Origin of the sequence: Pseudomonas sp. NPDC087612, from assembly GCF_044743505.1 — a bacterium.
Classification (GTDB): domain Bacteria; phylum Pseudomonadota; class Gammaproteobacteria; order Pseudomonadales; family Pseudomonadaceae; genus Aquipseudomonas.
The window spans coordinates 127,103-142,271 of sequence record NZ_JBIUWO010000014.1 but is presented as its reverse complement, the minus strand read 5'-3'; the positions used below and the strand labels follow the sequence as shown (position 1 = coordinate 142,271).

Genomic DNA, 15,169 nt, shown 5'->3' with positions numbered 1-15,169 from the left:
TCGGGGAACGCCTTGTCGTCTGTGCAAAGCCCACACACTGAGCTGGTCGGTACGCTTTACCGCGACCATCGCAGTTGGCTGCTCGCCTGGCTGCGGCGCAACATCGCCTGCGCCGAACGCGCCGAAGACCTGAGCCAGGACACCTTCGTGCGCCTGCTCGGGCGCGAGCAATTGCCGGCGCCACGCGAACCCCGGGCATTCCTCCTGGCCATTGCCAAGGGCCTGCTGTTCGACCACTTTCGCCGCGCTGCGCTGGAACAGGCGTACCTGGCCGAATTGATGCTCATCCCCGAAGCCGAACAGCCCTCTGCGGAAGAACAGCACCTGATCCTCGAAGACCTCAAGGCCATAGACCGCCTGCTCGGCAAGCTGTCGAGCAAAGCCCGGGCGGCGTTCCTGTACAACCGCCTGGACGGCCTGGGCCATGCCGAGATCGCCGAGCGTCTGGGGGTTTCCGTGTCGCGGGTGCGCCAGTACCTGGCCCAGGGCATCCGCCAGTGCTACGTGGCGCTGTACGGTGAACCGACATGAACAGCAAGCCGGTTTCGGCGCGGGTACTGGATGCCGCGATCGCCTGGCAGCTGTGCCTGGACTCGGGCAGCGGCAGCGCCGACGAGCGCGCCGAGTTCGCCCGCTGGCATGCTGCCAGCGAAGAGCACGCCCGCGCCTGGCTGCAACTGGGCATGCTCGACCAGCGCTTCAGCGCCGCAGCCGGCCCTGCCCGCCAGGCCCTGCTGCAATCACGCGCCGGCCTGCGCCAGCGGGTACGCAAGCTGGGCAGCGGCCTGGCCAGTCTGGTACTAGTGGTCGGCCTGCTGAGCTGGGTCAGTGCCCATCAGTCGCTGGGCTACTGGCTGGCCGACCAGCGCACCGGCACCGGCGAGCAGCGTACCTTGCGCCTCACCGACGGCACCCTGATCAGCCTCAACACCCATTCGGCGGTGGATATCCGCTTCGACGAGAAACAGCGCCTGATCGTCCTGCATGAAGGCGAAATCTCCATCGAGACCGGCCACAAGGACGATCGTCCGTTTGTAGTCACCACCGAAGACGGTCGCCTGCGTGCCCTGGGAACGCGCTTCCTGGTCAAGCTCGAAGATCAGGGCACACGCCTGAGCGTGCTGCAGTCGGCAGTAGCGGCGCGCCCGCAAGACAGCGGCGACGAGCAGATTTTCAAGGAAGGCCAGCAGGTGCTGATGAACCACGACCGCCTGGGCCGCGCCGACGGCCTTGCCGCCGGAGCCGACGCCTGGACCCGCGGCATGCTGGTGGTCGACAACGTGCGCCTGGCCGATCTGGTCGAGGAGCTGGGGCGTTACCGCAGCGGGCACCTGGGGGTTGCTACGGATGTGGCCGACCTGCGCATTACCGGCAGCTTCCCGCTCAATGATATCGACCTGGCACTGACCTCGTTGCTACCGACCTTGCCGGTGCAGATCGAGCAGCGCACGCCGTGGTGGGTGACGGTGGTGGCTAAAAGCGATACGCCGGCGAGCAGCGTGAAATAAAAATCAAAATTATTTTCACTAACCCCTGACACTTTTTCCAACTCACTCGGCAAGGAAGCTAGTTAGCACTTACTTCCGTCGAGGAGCCGCTGTATGTCCCGCGCTTTTGAGAACTTCCTGCGTCCCGGTCTGCTTGCCGTGGCCATTGCCCTGACAGCACCTCTGGCGAGCAGCCCGCTGATCGCTGCCGAGCAATCGGCCACCCTGCGCAGCTACAACCTGCCTGCCGCGCCGCTGTCGACCACGCTCAACCAGATCGCCAGCCAGGCTGGCATCGCCCTGGCCCTGGACCCGAGCCTGGCCAGCGGCCGCACCTCGGCGCCGGTCAACGGCCAGTACGATGGCGTCGGCGCCCTGCAAGCGGCCCTGCGCGGCACCGGCCTGCAACTGCAGCAGAGCAGCGCCGGCACCTACAGCCTGATCGCCACCCCCGAGGGTACCCTGGCGCTGCCGGAAACCAGCGTCAACGCGCGCAGCGACTACGAAAGCGCCTGGGGCCCGGCCACCGGTTTTACCGCCACGCGCACCGCCGCTGGTACCAAAACCGACACCCCGATCGTTGAAGCACCCCGCTCGATGAGCGTGATCACCCGTGAACAACTGGACGACCGCCAGGTTCTCAACCTCAACGACGCCCTGCGCTACACCGCTGGCGTACAAAGCAGCGGCTATGGCTCCGACCCCCGCGCCGACTGGCTGCGGGTACGCGGTTTCGACCCGACCCAGTTCCTCGACGGCCTGCCTTTGCCCAAAGGCTCGTTCGCCAACCCGAAGGTCGAGCCGTGGAACCTTGAGCGCATTGCCGTGCTGCGCGGCCCGGCCTCGTCGGTGTATGGCCAGACCCCGCCCGGCGGCATGCTCGACATGGTCAGCCGTCGCCCCCAGGCTGAAAGTGCCCACCAGGTCGAAGCCCAGGTTGGCAGCAACAACCACCGCCAGATCAACTTCGACAGCACCGGCAAGATCGATGACGACGGCCAGTTCCTGTATCGCGTCAGCGGCGTGGTACGCGACAGCGGCGCACCGACCGACCACGTTCCAGACAAGCGCTACAACCTCGCGCCCAGCCTGACCTGGAACATGGATGAAGACACCAGCCTGACCTTCATCACCCAGTTCACCCGTGACGATACCGGTATCAGCGGCCAGTTCCTGCCGCTGCAGGGCACCAAACTGGGCTCGCCGGCTGGCGACATCTCCCACCACAAGAACCTCGGTGACCCGGACTGGGAGTTCTACGATCGCACCTACTACGCCCTGGGCTATGCCTTCGAGCACCGTCTGAACGATGTCTGGCAGTTCCGTCAGAACCTGCGCTATACCAAGAGCGACCTGTCGTTCCAGGGCATCAACGTCGCGACCATGAACAACGGCCTGGTCGAAGCAGACGGCAGCGTCCCGCGTGAAACCGGCATCGTCAACGAAGACATCAGCCAGTTCGCCGTCGACAACAATTTCCAGGCCGACTTCCAGACCGGCGCCCTGAGCCACACCCTGCTGATCGGCCTCGATCACCAGCGCTCGAACACCAATTACCGCTGGGACTACGGCCTGGCCTTCAGCGTGCCGCCAGGCAACGTGATCAACCCGCCGTACGGCCAGGACTTCTCCAAGGTGTCGTACTTCACCATGTACGACTACGGCCAGAAAACCCGCCAGACCGGCTTCTACATTCAGGACCAGATCGCCCTCGACAACTGGCGCCTGACCCTGGGCGGGCGTGAAGACTGGGTGCACACCGGCACCACCTTCCACAACCAGAACGATGCCACCAGCACCGAGCGCGACAAGGCCTTCACCGGCAACATCGGCCTGAGCTACGTGTTCGACAATGGCGTAACCCCGTACATCTCCTACACCGAGTCGTTCCAGCCGACCACCGGCGCCGCCGTCGCCTCCACTGACTCGTTCAAACCCACCGAAGGCCGCCAGTACGAAGTCGGCATCAAGTACCAGCCGGTGGGCAGCAAGAACCTCTACACCGCTGCCGTGTATGACTTGCGCCAGGACAACGTGAAAGTCACCGAAGGCAACATTACCCAGCAGGTTGGCCAGTTGCAGGTCCGCGGCCTGGAACTGGAAGCCACCACCCAGGTGACCGAGAACCTCAAGGTGATCGGTTCCTACAGCTACACCGATACCGAGATCCTCAAGGGTGCGGCCAACGAGCAAGGCAACCGCATGGCCCTGATCCCGCGCAACCAGGCGACCCTGTGGGCCGACTACACCTGGCACAACGGCCTGCTCGACGGCTTCGGCGTCGGCGGTGGCGTGCGCTATGTCGGTGACAACTACGGCAACACCACCAACACCGATCTGGGCTATGTCGGCTCCTACACCGTCTACGACGCCTCGGTGCACTACGACCTGGGCCGCAAGGTCAGCACGCTCAAAGGCATGACCGTCGCCGTCGAGGCCAAGAACCTGTTCAACAAGGACTACCTGGCCAACTGCGACGGTTACTGGTGCTACTACGGTGACGAGCGCAACGTGGTTGCCAGCGTCAACTACAAGTTCTAAGGCCGCGGATGAACAGCCGAACCATCCGCCGCTGGTCCTTCGTGCATACCTGGACCAGCCTGATCTGCACCCTGTTCCTGCTGATGCTGGCAGTTACTGGCTTGCCGCTGATCTTTCATCACGAGATCGACCACCTGCTGGGCGAGGCCCCCGAGCTCAAGGAGATGCCGGCCGACACGCCCAGGCTCGACTTGCAGGAACTGGTGCTCAAGGCCCAGGCCCATCGCCCCGGTGAAGTGATGCAATACTTCGGCTGGGATGAAGACGACCACAACGGCGTGGTCGCGATCATGGCCGCTACCGCAGGTACCGAGCCGAACTCGTCGCACACCTTCATGCTCGATGCGCGCAGCGGTGAAGCGGTGGAAATGCCTTCGGCCAACGGCGGTTTCATGATGACCATGCTGCGCCTGCACGTGGACATGTTTGCCGGCCTGCCCGGCAAACTGCTGCTGGCGTTCATGGGGCTGTTGTTCGTGGTGGCGATCATCTCTGGCGTGGTGCTCTATGCGCCGTTCATGCGCCGGCTGAAGTTCGCTACGGTGCGCAACGACAAATCCACGCGTCTGCGCTGGCTCGACCTGCACAACCTGATCGGCATCGTAACCCTGACCTGGGCGCTGGTGGTGGGCGTCACCGGGGTGATCAGCGCGCTGTCGGACCTGGTCATCGCCGCCTGGCGCAACGACAGCCTGACGGCGATGGTTGCGCCCTACCGCGATGCACCGCCGCTGACCGAACTGGCACCGGTCAGCCGTGTGCTGGATATCGCCGCCGACGCCGCACCGGGCATGCAGCCGGACTTCATCGCCTTCCCCGGTACGCGTTTCTCCAGCGAGCACCACTATGCGGTGTTCATGAAAGGCAGCACCCACCTGACCGCGCACCTGCTGACGCCGGTGCTGATCGACGCGAGCAACCTGCAAGTCACCGCCATCGGCGACCGCCCCTGGTACATGGACGCCATGGGCCTGTCGCAGCCGCTGCACTTTGGTGACTACGGCGGCCGGCCAATGCAGATCCTCTGGGCAGTGCTGGATGTGCTGACCATCATCGTCCTGGGTAGCGGCGTGTACCTTTGGGTGGTGCGCCGGCGGGCCAGCAAGCCGCTGGTTGCGGCGCAGATGGAGACGCTGCGATGAAGCGCAAGTCGTCAGGTTTCTGGAGCGTATTCGCCATACCGACAGTCATTGCCCTGCTGGGCGCGCTGGGGCTGTTCGCTGCCCTGCTCGGCGATGGCTGGTGGGATGCGCTGGCCTGGCTCGGCCTGGGCTTGCCGGCGCTTTACAGCCTGCGTGCGTTGCTGCCCGTCCGGCGCAGCTGAATACATGTATAGCGCCAGCGCCTGAGCAACGCGCCCTAGCATGACCTGCCACCCCAGGGAGACAGGTCATGCAGCCACTCGAACGACTCGAAGAAAGCGAACGCGAAATCCGCACTATCCTTGCCGCTACCCCGCAAGGCCCTTACCTGAAACTGGGCCAGTGGCGCACCGCGCTGCGCCAGTACTACAACCAGCCCTTTCGCCCCGACAGCCAGCAAAGCCGACGTGAACGCCTGCGTACCCTGCGCGCCGGGCAATGGCAGGCCGAGGCCGACCTGCGCCTGGCCGACCAGACCCTGAGCCCTGCCCTGCACCGGCTGGTCTCGCGGATCGTTACCCACCCCAGTGCGGCGCTGCGTCACGGCCTGCCACGCGCCGAGCAGGCCGAGGTCAAGGCAGTCGTGCTAAGTGCCAGCCAGCCCTACTGGCGCAGCCAACTGCGCAGTTGCCTGTTGATCACCGCTGCCGACGCCGAAGGCGAGGTGCTGCTGTTCAGCCTGGCGCATGGCTTGGAGGGTTTCAGCGGCCTGCCGGCGCTGACCCGCGAACTGGCGGAGCGCCTGGATGACCAGGTGCAGGGAGCGGCGTTGCTGGACCTGCTACCGGTCGAGCGCCAGTTGCAATGCCGCTCGGCGCAAACCATGACCTTTGCCACCCAGGAGCAGGATGTTTTTCAGCACCTGCTCGACGCCGTCATCGCCCATCAGCGCCGCGCCCTGAAAAACGCCTGGCATGCCGCTGCCGCGCCCGGGCCGGCCATCGACCTGCACAGCCGGCTGGGCAACGCCGGCAGCCTGGCAACCCGCTACAGCGCACTGCTGGACCGACACATGCCGCCATGGTTCAGAAGCACACCGCTGCAGGGCCTGACCCAGATGATGCAATCCTTGCAGGAACTGGCCAGTGCACCGGGCTTGCTGACCCTGCAACAGTTCCAGCAGCGCCATAGCCTGCTCGACTACTGCCGTAGAACCTTGCGCCAGCGACTGCTCAACGATCACGGTCATGAGCTGGACCCCGATCGGATACAGGTCAGCACCACCCTGATTCATCAAGGCGGGCCGCTGGCCATCCCCACCAATCCTGGCAGCAGTGTTCCCGGCAGGTCGCGGCCACAGGCCGGTGAGGTGCTGATCCCGGTACGCCAGCAACGAACCCTGAGCGAATTTGCCCTGGAGAATGTCGGCCTGTTCGATGTCGACTACTGGCTGAGTGCGCGCATTACCCACAGCGATGGCCGGGCAATCCCCTGGCTTTCAGCGAACTACGTCAAGCGCCTGGTGCGCGAGCTGAGTGTTGCGGGCAGCTACGGGCAATTCCTGCGCCGGCATCTGCTGCATTCACCCGCCTCGCACTGGCGTCGTCAGGCCTACCGTGACATCAGTGGTGCACGCATGCGCGCCGAGGCGATCAAGGGTCGATACGCCGGCTACTTTCGCCCCGACCGGGAGGAGCGCGGCTACCGCTGGGCGATGAATGTGCTCGAGCATCCCGACAGCAGCAACCGCCCAGCCGTGTCAGGGCAAGTTCTGGACGTTCAACAGTTGCTGATAGCGCAAGCCACGGTTCAGGGTGTGTTGATGATCAGCCCACGCGACGCCCAAGGGGTGCCGTCGTTACTGCTCTATACTCCGGACGCACCGGACCGCAAGCCGTGGCGCGAATTCGATGACCGCCGCCAGCTCTGGCAAACACTGCAGCAGAGCCCCGACCTGCAAGCCTACTTCGTCGGTCGTCTGGCGCAGGCAGCGCAGCCCGCTGCGCGAAGTCTGTTCGCGAGCCAGCATCACCAGGGCCAGGTGCACGAATCGGTGATCAACGCAGACTTCTTTACCCAGTGTTACCAGGCCGAGGTCCGCCACTTCATCAGTAATGCGGCCGCCCAGGGGACAAGCACCGGACAGCTCGATGCCCAGCACCTGTGGCAAGGCATCTGGCTGATCCTTGACCTGATCACCGTGCTGCTTCCCAGTAAAGTGCAGGTCCCCCTGGCTTTCGCGCGCTGCCTGTGGTCAATCTGGGAGGGTCTGGAGGACTTGCCCCAAGCGGATACTGCGCAAACGCTGGAGCACTTCTACAACGCCTTGTCGCACGCCACCGATGGCCTGGCCCAGCTGGGTGGCTCGGCCCTGATGCGCCAGACCCTGCGCAGGCTTCCCGGCCGGGTACCAAAGTTGATCAGCCCCAACCTGGCAACCCAGGTCCACCCGGGCAGATTGCGCTATCGCATCGACGGCCACTACCACGAGGGGGTGTACGAACAGGTGTCCGAGTATCAAGGGTTGAGCCAGTACTACATCAAGGATCAGGCCGATCGTTACTATCGGGTGAGTTTTGACGGCAGCCGCTGGCGGATTCAGGATCCGCGCCAACCCGACGCCTACCTGCACCTGCCGGTACGGCGCAACGCCGAGGGTCAGTGGCAGTACGATGCCCCGGTACACTGGCGTGAGGGCCTGCCGGACCTGCCCAGATTGATCGCCGACAGTCAGCTGGCGACGCCGCTGCTCGCAACCCCACAGGCAAACGGCCTGTTCAGCAACGCCGAAGGCCACTACCTGCAACTGGGAGATCGCCAACTGGCCGTGGAACCCAGCCTGCTGGCCAACCAATATCGACTGCTGCTGCCCGAACACCTCAAGGGCGCCATCCCGACCAGCATCAGCCTGCGCTGGCAAACACCGAACTGGCACATCCGCGTGCGCCAGACGGGACGTGCCAGCGACTGGCTGCCCTTGCCCGAAAACTAGCTTTCAAGCGTTGGCAGTGCCGCGTCCAGACGCTGATGCAGGGCGCTGCTGGCCGGCCAGTTACGCAGCAGCCGCGCGCGGTCGCGGGCGAAGGCCTGGGCGAAGCTCATCTGGGTGGCGTGCTGGCACATGGCATCGAGGTCGATCAACGACCACTGGCCGTCCTGCCAGAACAGGTTGTGGCCTTTCATGTCGCCATGGCTGATGCGCTCGTGGATCAGTTGCCCGAGCAGCTGTTGCAGGGCCTGCAACTGCTCCTCAGGCACCTCGCCAGACTCGACATAAGGCGCAAAACAGGCCAGCAAATCCGGGCCATCGGCATACTCGGTAACCAGGTAGGCGCGGCTGCGCAAGCCCATGAAGCGCAGCTCCTGCACCGCCAGCGGCTTGGGCGTGGCAATGCCGAGAAACTCCAGGCGATGCCCTTCGATCCACGAATGCCAGGCCCGGCTCGGACGCCAGAAGCGCTTGAACCAGTGGGCAGTGTTCTTGATGTTGTAGCGCTTGAGCACCAGCGGCCGGCCATCGACCTCGACTTTCGCGACACTGGCAGCGCCGCCGGTCTTGTACAGGTGGCCCTGGTCGATCAGCGCATCGGCCTGCTCCAGCACTGGCAGCATGGCGGCCACTTCAGTGCGGCGGATCGAACGCAGGCCCGACGGGCCGCGCTCGACGCTGAACAGCGTGCACTCGCGCCCGGCCTTGTCAAGGTAGTCCTTCAGGCGCCAGCTGCGCACCTTGTCGATCTGCTTTTGCAGTGCTTCGAGCGGCAAGGCGTGCTCGGCGTTGGCCAGCAGGTAATGCACCAGCAGCTCTTCGATAAAAGGCTCCAGGCGCTTGGGCAACTGGGCGAACAACACCCCGAGGTTGTGTAGCACTTGTTGGCGCGACAGGGGCTGGCCGAGGGTTTCGGCCTTGATCCCGGCGCCATCGATCAGATACAGCTGGCCGTCGTGACGCAGCAGGTTGTCCAGGTGCAGGTCGTCCTGCCACAGGCCCTTGGCGTGCATCTGCGCCACGGCGGTCAGCGCTTCGCCAAGTACCAGGTGCTGTTCATCGGCCAGCGGCGGCAGGGCTTCGACCTGCGCCCAGGCATCGGCCAGGCTTTGCGCGTTTTCGAGAAACTCGAACAGCAGCCAGCCACCCTCGCCTTCGCGCAAGCCATCGGCCAGCAGCAACGGCGTGGTCAGGCCCTGCGCGGCCAGCAGCCGTGCGCCGTCCAACTCGCGTTGAAAATGCCGGGCGGCGCTGCTGCCAACCAGCAACTTGGCCAAAACCGGCTTGCCGCGCCAGATTCCGGCGCCGACGTAACGCTGGCCGGGCAACACCCGCAACAGGCTGAGCAATTGCAGCTCGGCGCTGCCAGCGGCGTCGGCCAGGCTGATGTTCAGCGGCAGGTCCGGGCTGCGCCCGGCATCCTTGAGTTCAGACAAACGCATCAGCGAGCCTCTTTCTCACGGCGGCGGCGCGTCAGGCGCTGCAGCCAGGTATCGACCAGCGGGCTGTCGCTGGGCTGGTCCAGGTAGGACGAGAGCATCACCCGCACTTCGCCTTCGCTCCAGATCGGCGCCCGGCGTAACAGCGGCTCAAGGTCTTTGAGGCGGTCGCGCATGCCCAGCAGCAACGGCCGGGTTTTCTCCAGGTCGATCAGTTGCGCCAACCAGCCGTCGCTGCGGGTGCGCAGGAAGATATGCTTGGGATAAAAGCAGCCATGCACCTGGTTGGCCGCGTGCAGGGTGCGCGCCAGCTGCCCGCAGGCGCGCAGGATGCCCTGGCGCTGGCCGATGTCCAGCTGTGGCCACTGCGCCAGCAGGCTGTCGAGGTCGCTCCACTCATCCAGGGCGCGGGTCATGAGGATCGCCCGGCGCTCGCCTTCAACCTTGCGCTCGCCGTAATAGACCGCCTGCAATGCGGGAATGCCGAGCTTCTGGTAGCGGCTGATATTGCGAAACTCGCGGGCGAAGGTCGGCTCGCCAAACGGCTTGTGCAACGTGCGGGTCAGGTAGTCGCTCTGGCGCTTGAGGTAGTAGCCCTTGCCTTCAAGTTCCAGGCGATAGACGCTGCTCCAGCCGCCACGGCCGGTGTTGGGCTCATCCACCGCATCGAGCTGCAGGGCCCAGAGCTGGTCGAAGCCGTTGAGGCCATGGCGCTCAAGCAGTGCCTTATCGGCACCGGCAAGAAAATCAGTCATTCGCGTCCCTCGAAAAACGTCACCACATGACGAATGCGGCGCTTGTCCGATTCATTCAGACGCTCGCGCCCGCGGTACTGCAGGTAAAAGCGCAGGCGCTGGGTGTTGGACAAGTGATACTTGGCCACTTTGTCCAGGCACGCCAGGTCTTTGGTGATGCGGTAACGCAGCATGAAGCCCCACCAGAAATCGCCGGTCGGGCAGTCGATGAAGAATAGCGTGGCCTGGTCGTCCACCAGCAGGTTGCGCCACTTCAGGTCGTTATGGGTGAAGTGATGGTCATGCATGATCCGCGTATGGCGGGCCAGCTGACGGCTGATGTGATCGACCCAGGCGCGATCGGCCAGGCGCGCATCGTTGCGCTCGGCCAGGGCCGAAAGGTCTTCGGTGCGCGGCAGCTCGCGGGTGATCATCGCCCCGCGGCCGAACGCCAGGCCATTGCGCTCATGACCGAAGGCGACCACTTCGGCGGTGGGAATGTCCCACTTGGCGAACTGCTTGAGGTTCTGCCATTCAGCCTTGATCCGCGGCCGCCCGAGGTAGCGGCGCAAGCCTTTGCCGGCGCCGGTATAGCGTTTGACGTAATAGTTGACCCCGTCGCGCTCGACCCGGATCACTTCGCTCAGCGGGTCGTGGGTCAGGCGCTCGCCCTTGAGGGCGAATACCGCGTCGATACTGCCAAAATCCGTCGCCAGGGCCTGATACGCAGGCTCCAGTTTCCAACCCGCCATCAGAGCGCGTCTCCGTACCGTTGTTTACGCTCGTAGAGCTTGCGCGCCTTGCCTTCCAGCCAGGCCAGCAGCCCCGCTTCTTCGGCCAGGATCTGGCGTAGCGGCTGCTGGAAGTAGCCCCGCAAGAAGCGCAACTTGTCGCGCCGGGTCAGGCCGATGTCCAGCGCCGAGAAATACAGCGCGGCCAGGTCCTTGTCACGCCAGCGGCGAGAGATTTTCGCCCGGGTCTGGGCGCGGTGCAGGTCGATGACCGACAACTTGAAGTCATCGGCCGTCACCGGCCGGTCGGTGTGCAGCAAGAAGTGGCAGATGTAGCAGTCGCGGTGGTTGACCCCGGCGCGGTGCATCATGCCGGTCATGCGCGCCACTTCAGCGATCAGCGCACGCTTGAGGCGTGGCTGCGGCGGTTGCTTGAGCCAGTCGATGCTGAAGTCTTCAAGGCTGACGGTCGGCGCCAGCTCTTCAGTGACGATAAACGAATGCTGGGTCGCCGGGTTGTCGCCACGTTCGCCATAGGCAACCGCGGTCATGGTCGGCACGCCCACCTGGTGCAGGCGCCGGATAGCCTGCCATTCCTGGCGGGCACCGAGCACCGGCAGCTTGGCGGTGAACAAGTTCTTGAAGATCTCGCCCCAGCCGATGCCGCGGTGAATCTTGACGAAATAGCCACGGCCTTCGACCTCGGTGCGCAGGGTACGGCGGCCTTCCAGCTCGCGGTACACCTCGCCCTGCAAGGCCTCGACGGCCTCGAAGGCATCGCGCCCGGCCCACAGGCGCTTGAACGGCTCAGCCAATATCAGTTTCATGCGCGCTCCTGCGCCAGGATCACGTCGGCGGCATGCTCGGGCATGCTGTAGAGGTCGGCGGTATCGGCAAATGCCAGGCCATTGCGCGCCCAGTCGACGCGGGCCGAGCCGTCTTCGAGCATGCGTTGCAGGTAGCGATTGAGCTGCTCCTGCGCGAACGGCTCGTCGAGCACCAGGCCGCTGTCGGCCTCGGCGATGTAATGGGCATAGCCGCACACGGCCGAGACCAGCACCGGCAGCCCGGCGACCAGTGCTTCAAGCAGCACGGTGCCGGTGTTCTCGTTGTAGGCCGGGTGAATCAGCAGGTCGGCGCCGAGCAGAAAACGCGGAATATCGCTGCGGCCCTTGAGGAACTGCACCTGGTCGGTCAGGCCGAGGGTCGCGCTTTGCAGTTGAAACACTTTTGGGTCGTCCTGGCCGATAACCATCAGCCGCGTGCGCTTGCGCAAGGCCGACGGCAAGGCGGCCAGGGCCTTGAGGCTGCGGTCGACGCCCTTGGTCTTGAAGCCCGAACCGATCTGCACCAGCAGCAGCTGATCGTCTTTCAGGTCGAATTCGCGGCGGAACTCGGCGCGGATCTCGGCGGCATTGGCCGGCGCCCGGCGATCCTGGCTGATGCCGGGTGGCAGCAGGTGGAAGCGCTCGATCGGCGTGTCGTAGTGTTTGATGAACAGCGGCTGCTGGACTTCGGAGATCATCAGGATCTCGGTCTTGGCGTCCTTGGCGAACACCGCCCGCTCGTATTCAGCGAAATGCCGGTAACGGCCCCAACGCCGATACAGCGAATTACGCAGGGTCTGCGCCTTGTCTTCGAAGCAGCCGTCGGCAGCAAAGTAGACATCCAGCCCGGGCATCTTGTTGAAGCCGATCAGGCGATCGACCGGGCGCTTGGCCAGATCCGCTTGCATCCAGGCACTGAGCTTCTCGTTACGCCGGTGGTTGAACAGCGCCTTGACCGGCGCCACCAGCACCTCGAAGCCCTCGGGCACGTCACCTTCCCAGATCAGCGTATAGACGCGGATCTGATGACCGCGCCGCTGGCACTCCAGGGCAATGCGCATGAAGTCGCGCTGCAGGCCACCGAAGGGGAAATACTTGTACAGAACAAAAGCCAGTTGCATCAACGAACATCCTCAGCCAGCAGCAACGCGCGCAATTGGCTCGCCACACGCTCGGGATTCAGGCGAGTGAAGCACAGCGGCCACTCGCGTTTGAGATCGAACCGGCGCTGGTCATCAGCGCTCGGCTTGTAGGTACATTTTTTCTGCAGGCACGGCGCGCAGGCAAAATCGCTGGCGATGTGCACCTGGGACTTGCCATAGGCCCCGGTCAGCCCCGGGTTGGTCGGCCCGAACAGCGACAGGGTCGGCACATCCAGCGCCGCCGCCAGGTGACCGAGGCCGGTGTCCACGGCAATGCAGGCCTTGGCCGCCGCCAGCACCCGGGCGACACCCACCAGGTTGAGCTTGGGCAGTACCTGACAGTTGGCCAGGCCCTTGGCGATGCGCTCGGCACGCGCCTGTTCGGCCGGGTTGCCCCACGGCAAGCGTACCTGCAGGCCTTGCTGGCCCAGGCGTTCAGCCAACTGGCGCCAGTAGGCTTCCGGCCAGTGCTTGGTTGCCCAGGTGGTGCCGTGCAGGAACACCACGAACGGCGCCGCCGGCGGCAACTGCAGGCGGTTCAGGTCCAGGCCGTAGTCACCCAGGCCAGCTGGCAGGTTGTAGCCCAGCGCCAGGGCAAACAACTGGCGTACCCGCTCCACCGCATGCTGGCCGCGCTCGACCGACAAACGCCGGTCGTAGAAGCGGCTGGACAGCCCTTCACGGGCCGAGTAACGGTCCATGCCGGCCACCGGCGCCTTGACGTAACGGGTCAGCCAGGCCGACTTGACCAGGCCTTGGGCGTCGATCACCAAATCGTACTTGCGCTCGCGCAGACGCTGCTTGAACTGGCGCCATTCGCCGCTCTTGAAGGTCTGCCAGAGGTTCTTGCGCCAGCGACGGATGGCCACCGGGATGATCGTGTCGACTGCCGGGTGCCAGCTGGGGATCTCGGCGAAGCCTTCTTCCACCACCCAGTCGAAGCGGATGCCGGGGATCGCCCGGGCAGCGTCGGTCAGCGCCGGCAGCGCGTGGATCACATCGCCCAGGGACGAGGTCTTGATCAGCAGTACCCGCACTTAGTCGACCTCGGCCATGACGTCGATCAGGCTCGGGCCGTTCAGACGCTGCAACGCAGCTTCCACGGCTTCCGGTTCCAGCTGACGCAAGCAGTTGTAATGGCCGAAGCGACAGGTACGGTCGAAGCATGGGCTGCACTCCAGGCCCAGGCGCACCACCTCGACCTGATCGGCCAAAGGTGGGGTAAAGCCCGGCGAAGTAGAGCCGTAGACCGCCACCAGCGGGCGGTTCAGCGCCGCCGCCACGTGCATCAGCCCGGAATCGTTGGACACCACCGCATCGCTGCACGACAGCAGGTCGATGGCCTCGGCCAGCGAGGTTTCGCCGCTGAGGTTGGTTGCTTCTTCACGCAGGCCTGGGATCAGCCGCGCACGAATGGCCTCGCCGACCGCGTGGTCGTTCTTCGAGCCGAACAACCAGACCTGCCAGCCTTCGCGGATCTTGGTCTCGGCGACCTTGGCGTAATGCTCCGACGGCCAGCGCTTGGCTTCGCCGAACTCGGCACCGGGGCACAGTGCCAACACCGGGCGATCCAGGCTCAGGCCGAACTTGGCCAGGGCGGCGTCGCGGCTCGGCGCTTCGATCTGCAGGCTCGGGCGCGGGTACGGCTGCGGCAACTCGGCGCCGGCCGGGTAGGCCAGGGCCATGAAGCGCTCGATCATCAGCGGGTACTTGGCCTTGTCGAGCTTGCGCACGTCGTTGAGCAGGCCGAAACGCAGCTCGCCGCGCCAGCCGGTACGCTTGGGGATGCCGGCAAAGAACGGCACCAGCGCCGATTTCAGCGAGTTGGGCAGCAGGATCGCCTGGTCGTACTGGCCGGCCAGGGACTTGCCGATACGCCGGCGCGTGGCAAGCTCCAGCGCGCCGTGGCCGAGCGGGAAGCTCAAGGCCTGGCGCACTTCAGGCATGCGCTCGAGGATCGGCCGGCTCCACTCGGGCGCCAGCACATCGATCACACATTCCGGGTGACGCTGCTTCAGGCACTGGAACAGGGTCTGCGCCATTACCATGTCGCCCACCCAGCTGGGGCCAATGATCAAAATTCTCATGCTTTATCCAGAAACGATCAGGGAGGCTGCAAACTGTTCGCAAACAGCCTGGCCTCCCCTCTTTATATTCAGGCTATATGTCGACCAGTGTACGCCACTCGGGCTGTACT

The 15,169-nt window shown here is 64.7% G+C and carries 13 protein-coding genes; 6 read left to right on the top strand and 7 right to left on the bottom strand.

Features of this window, described 5'->3' with window-relative positions:
* Positions 1-12: 12 nt before the first annotated feature.
* The 6 genes from ACIOVF_RS25490 to ACIOVF_RS25465 all read left to right on the top strand — a co-directional run bounded on the left by ACIOVF_RS25490 (position 13) and on the right by ACIOVF_RS25465 (position 8,102).
* On the top strand, positions 13-531 hold the full coding sequence (locus ACIOVF_RS25490) for an RNA polymerase sigma factor (RefSeq protein ID WP_401293415.1): 519 nt from the start codon (positions 13-15) through the stop codon (positions 529-531).
* On the top strand, positions 528-1,508 hold the full coding sequence (locus ACIOVF_RS25485; RefSeq protein WP_045199184.1) for a FecR family protein: 981 nt from the start codon (positions 528-530) through the stop codon (positions 1,506-1,508). Before ACIOVF_RS25490 ends, ACIOVF_RS25485 begins: the two co-directional genes overlap by 4 nt.
* A 93-nt stretch (positions 1,509-1,601) precedes the next feature.
* Positions 1,602-4,028 carry a TonB-dependent siderophore receptor gene (locus ACIOVF_RS25480; RefSeq protein ID WP_401293412.1) on the top strand — a complete coding sequence of 809 codons (2,427 nt, stop codon included), beginning with the start codon at positions 1,602-1,604 and terminating at the stop codon, positions 4,026-4,028.
* 8 nt (positions 4,029-4,036) lie between these two features.
* Entirely contained in the window at positions 4,037-5,170 is a 1,134-nt protein-coding gene (locus ACIOVF_RS25475) for a PepSY-associated TM helix domain-containing protein (protein WP_401293409.1), read from the top strand.
* Positions 5,167-5,352 (top strand): hypothetical protein, encoded by a 186-nt coding sequence (locus ACIOVF_RS25470; protein WP_195885178.1) that lies wholly within the window; start codon positions 5,167-5,169, stop codon positions 5,350-5,352. Before ACIOVF_RS25475 ends, ACIOVF_RS25470 begins: the two co-directional genes overlap by 4 nt.
* 68 nt (positions 5,353-5,420) lie before the next feature.
* Positions 5,421-8,102: a dermonecrotic toxin domain-containing protein gene (locus ACIOVF_RS25465; RefSeq protein WP_401293406.1), complete on the top strand. Its 2,682-nt coding sequence runs from the start codon at positions 5,421-5,423 to the stop codon at positions 8,100-8,102.
* On the opposite strand, the gene ACIOVF_RS25460 is transcribed toward ACIOVF_RS25465, so the two are convergent.
* Genes ACIOVF_RS25460 through waaF form a run of 7 tightly spaced genes read right to left on the bottom strand, consistent with a single transcriptional unit; the run spans position 8,099 to position 15,059 of the window.
* Complete coding sequence (locus ACIOVF_RS25460; protein WP_401293403.1) at positions 8,099-9,541, bottom strand: lipopolysaccharide kinase InaA family protein; 1,443 nt, start codon at positions 9,539-9,541, stop codon at positions 8,099-8,101. The two genes, ACIOVF_RS25465 and ACIOVF_RS25460, sit on opposite strands and share 4 nt — an antisense overlap.
* Positions 9,541-10,293 carry a lipopolysaccharide kinase InaA family protein gene (locus ACIOVF_RS25455; protein WP_045199175.1) on the bottom strand — a complete coding sequence of 251 codons (753 nt, stop codon included), beginning with the start codon at positions 10,291-10,293 and terminating at the stop codon, positions 9,541-9,543. The genes ACIOVF_RS25460 and ACIOVF_RS25455 overlap by 1 nt, the downstream gene beginning before the upstream one ends.
* Positions 10,290-11,024, bottom strand: coding sequence for a lipopolysaccharide kinase InaA family protein (locus ACIOVF_RS25450; protein WP_045199173.1), 735 nt, complete (start codon positions 11,022-11,024; stop codon positions 10,290-10,292). Before ACIOVF_RS25450 ends, ACIOVF_RS25455 begins: the two co-directional genes overlap by 4 nt.
* Positions 11,024-11,830, bottom strand: coding sequence for a lipopolysaccharide core heptose(I) kinase RfaP (gene rfaP, locus ACIOVF_RS25445; protein WP_401293400.1), 807 nt, complete (start codon positions 11,828-11,830; stop codon positions 11,024-11,026). The genes ACIOVF_RS25450 and rfaP overlap by 1 nt, the downstream gene beginning before the upstream one ends.
* Complete coding sequence (locus ACIOVF_RS25440; RefSeq protein WP_045199170.1) at positions 11,827-12,951, bottom strand: glycosyltransferase family 4 protein; 1,125 nt, start codon at positions 12,949-12,951, stop codon at positions 11,827-11,829. The genes rfaP and ACIOVF_RS25440 overlap by 4 nt, the downstream gene beginning before the upstream one ends.
* Positions 12,951-14,009, bottom strand: coding sequence for a lipopolysaccharide heptosyltransferase I (waaC, locus tag ACIOVF_RS25435; protein ID WP_045199168.1), 1,059 nt, complete (start codon positions 14,007-14,009; stop codon positions 12,951-12,953). Before waaC ends, ACIOVF_RS25440 begins: the two co-directional genes overlap by 1 nt.
* Positions 14,010-15,059: a lipopolysaccharide heptosyltransferase II gene (gene waaF / locus ACIOVF_RS25430; RefSeq protein WP_045199166.1), complete on the bottom strand. Its 1,050-nt coding sequence runs from the start codon at positions 15,057-15,059 to the stop codon at positions 14,010-14,012.
* Positions 15,060-15,169: the final 110 nt, after the last annotated feature.

Excerpts from the sequence above, each read along its gene's own strand:
- rfaP (WP_401293400.1), bottom strand. The coding sequence starts at position 11,830 with ATGAAACTGATATTGGCTGAGCCGTTCAAGCGCCTGTGGGCCGGGCGC.
- ACIOVF_RS25480 (WP_401293412.1), top strand. The coding sequence starts at position 1,602 with ATGTCCCGCGCTTTTGAGAACTTCCTGCGTCCCGGTCTGCTTGCCGTG.
- ACIOVF_RS25470 (WP_195885178.1), top strand. The coding sequence starts at position 5,167 with ATGAAGCGCAAGTCGTCAGGTTTCTGGAGCGTATTCGCCATACCGACA.
- ACIOVF_RS25450 (WP_045199173.1), bottom strand. The coding sequence starts at position 11,024 with ATGGCGGGTTGGAAACTGGAGCCTGCGTATCAGGCCCTGGCGACGGAT.
- ACIOVF_RS25455 (WP_045199175.1), bottom strand. The coding sequence starts at position 10,293 with ATGACTGATTTTCTTGCCGGTGCCGATAAGGCACTGCTTGAGCGCCAT.
- ACIOVF_RS25475 (WP_401293409.1), top strand. The coding sequence starts at position 4,037 with ATGAACAGCCGAACCATCCGCCGCTGGTCCTTCGTGCATACCTGGACC.
- ACIOVF_RS25485 (WP_045199184.1), top strand. The coding sequence starts at position 528 with ATGAACAGCAAGCCGGTTTCGGCGCGGGTACTGGATGCCGCGATCGCC.
- waaF (WP_045199166.1), bottom strand. The coding sequence starts at position 15,059 with ATGAGAATTTTGATCATTGGCCCCAGCTGGGTGGGCGACATGGTAATG.
- ACIOVF_RS25460 (WP_401293403.1), bottom strand. The coding sequence starts at position 9,541 with ATGCGTTTGTCTGAACTCAAGGATGCCGGGCGCAGCCCGGACCTGCCG.
- ACIOVF_RS25465 (WP_401293406.1), top strand. The coding sequence starts at position 5,421 with ATGCAGCCACTCGAACGACTCGAAGAAAGCGAACGCGAAATCCGCACT.
- ACIOVF_RS25440 (WP_045199170.1), bottom strand. The coding sequence starts at position 12,951 with ATGCAACTGGCTTTTGTTCTGTACAAGTATTTCCCCTTCGGTGGCCTG.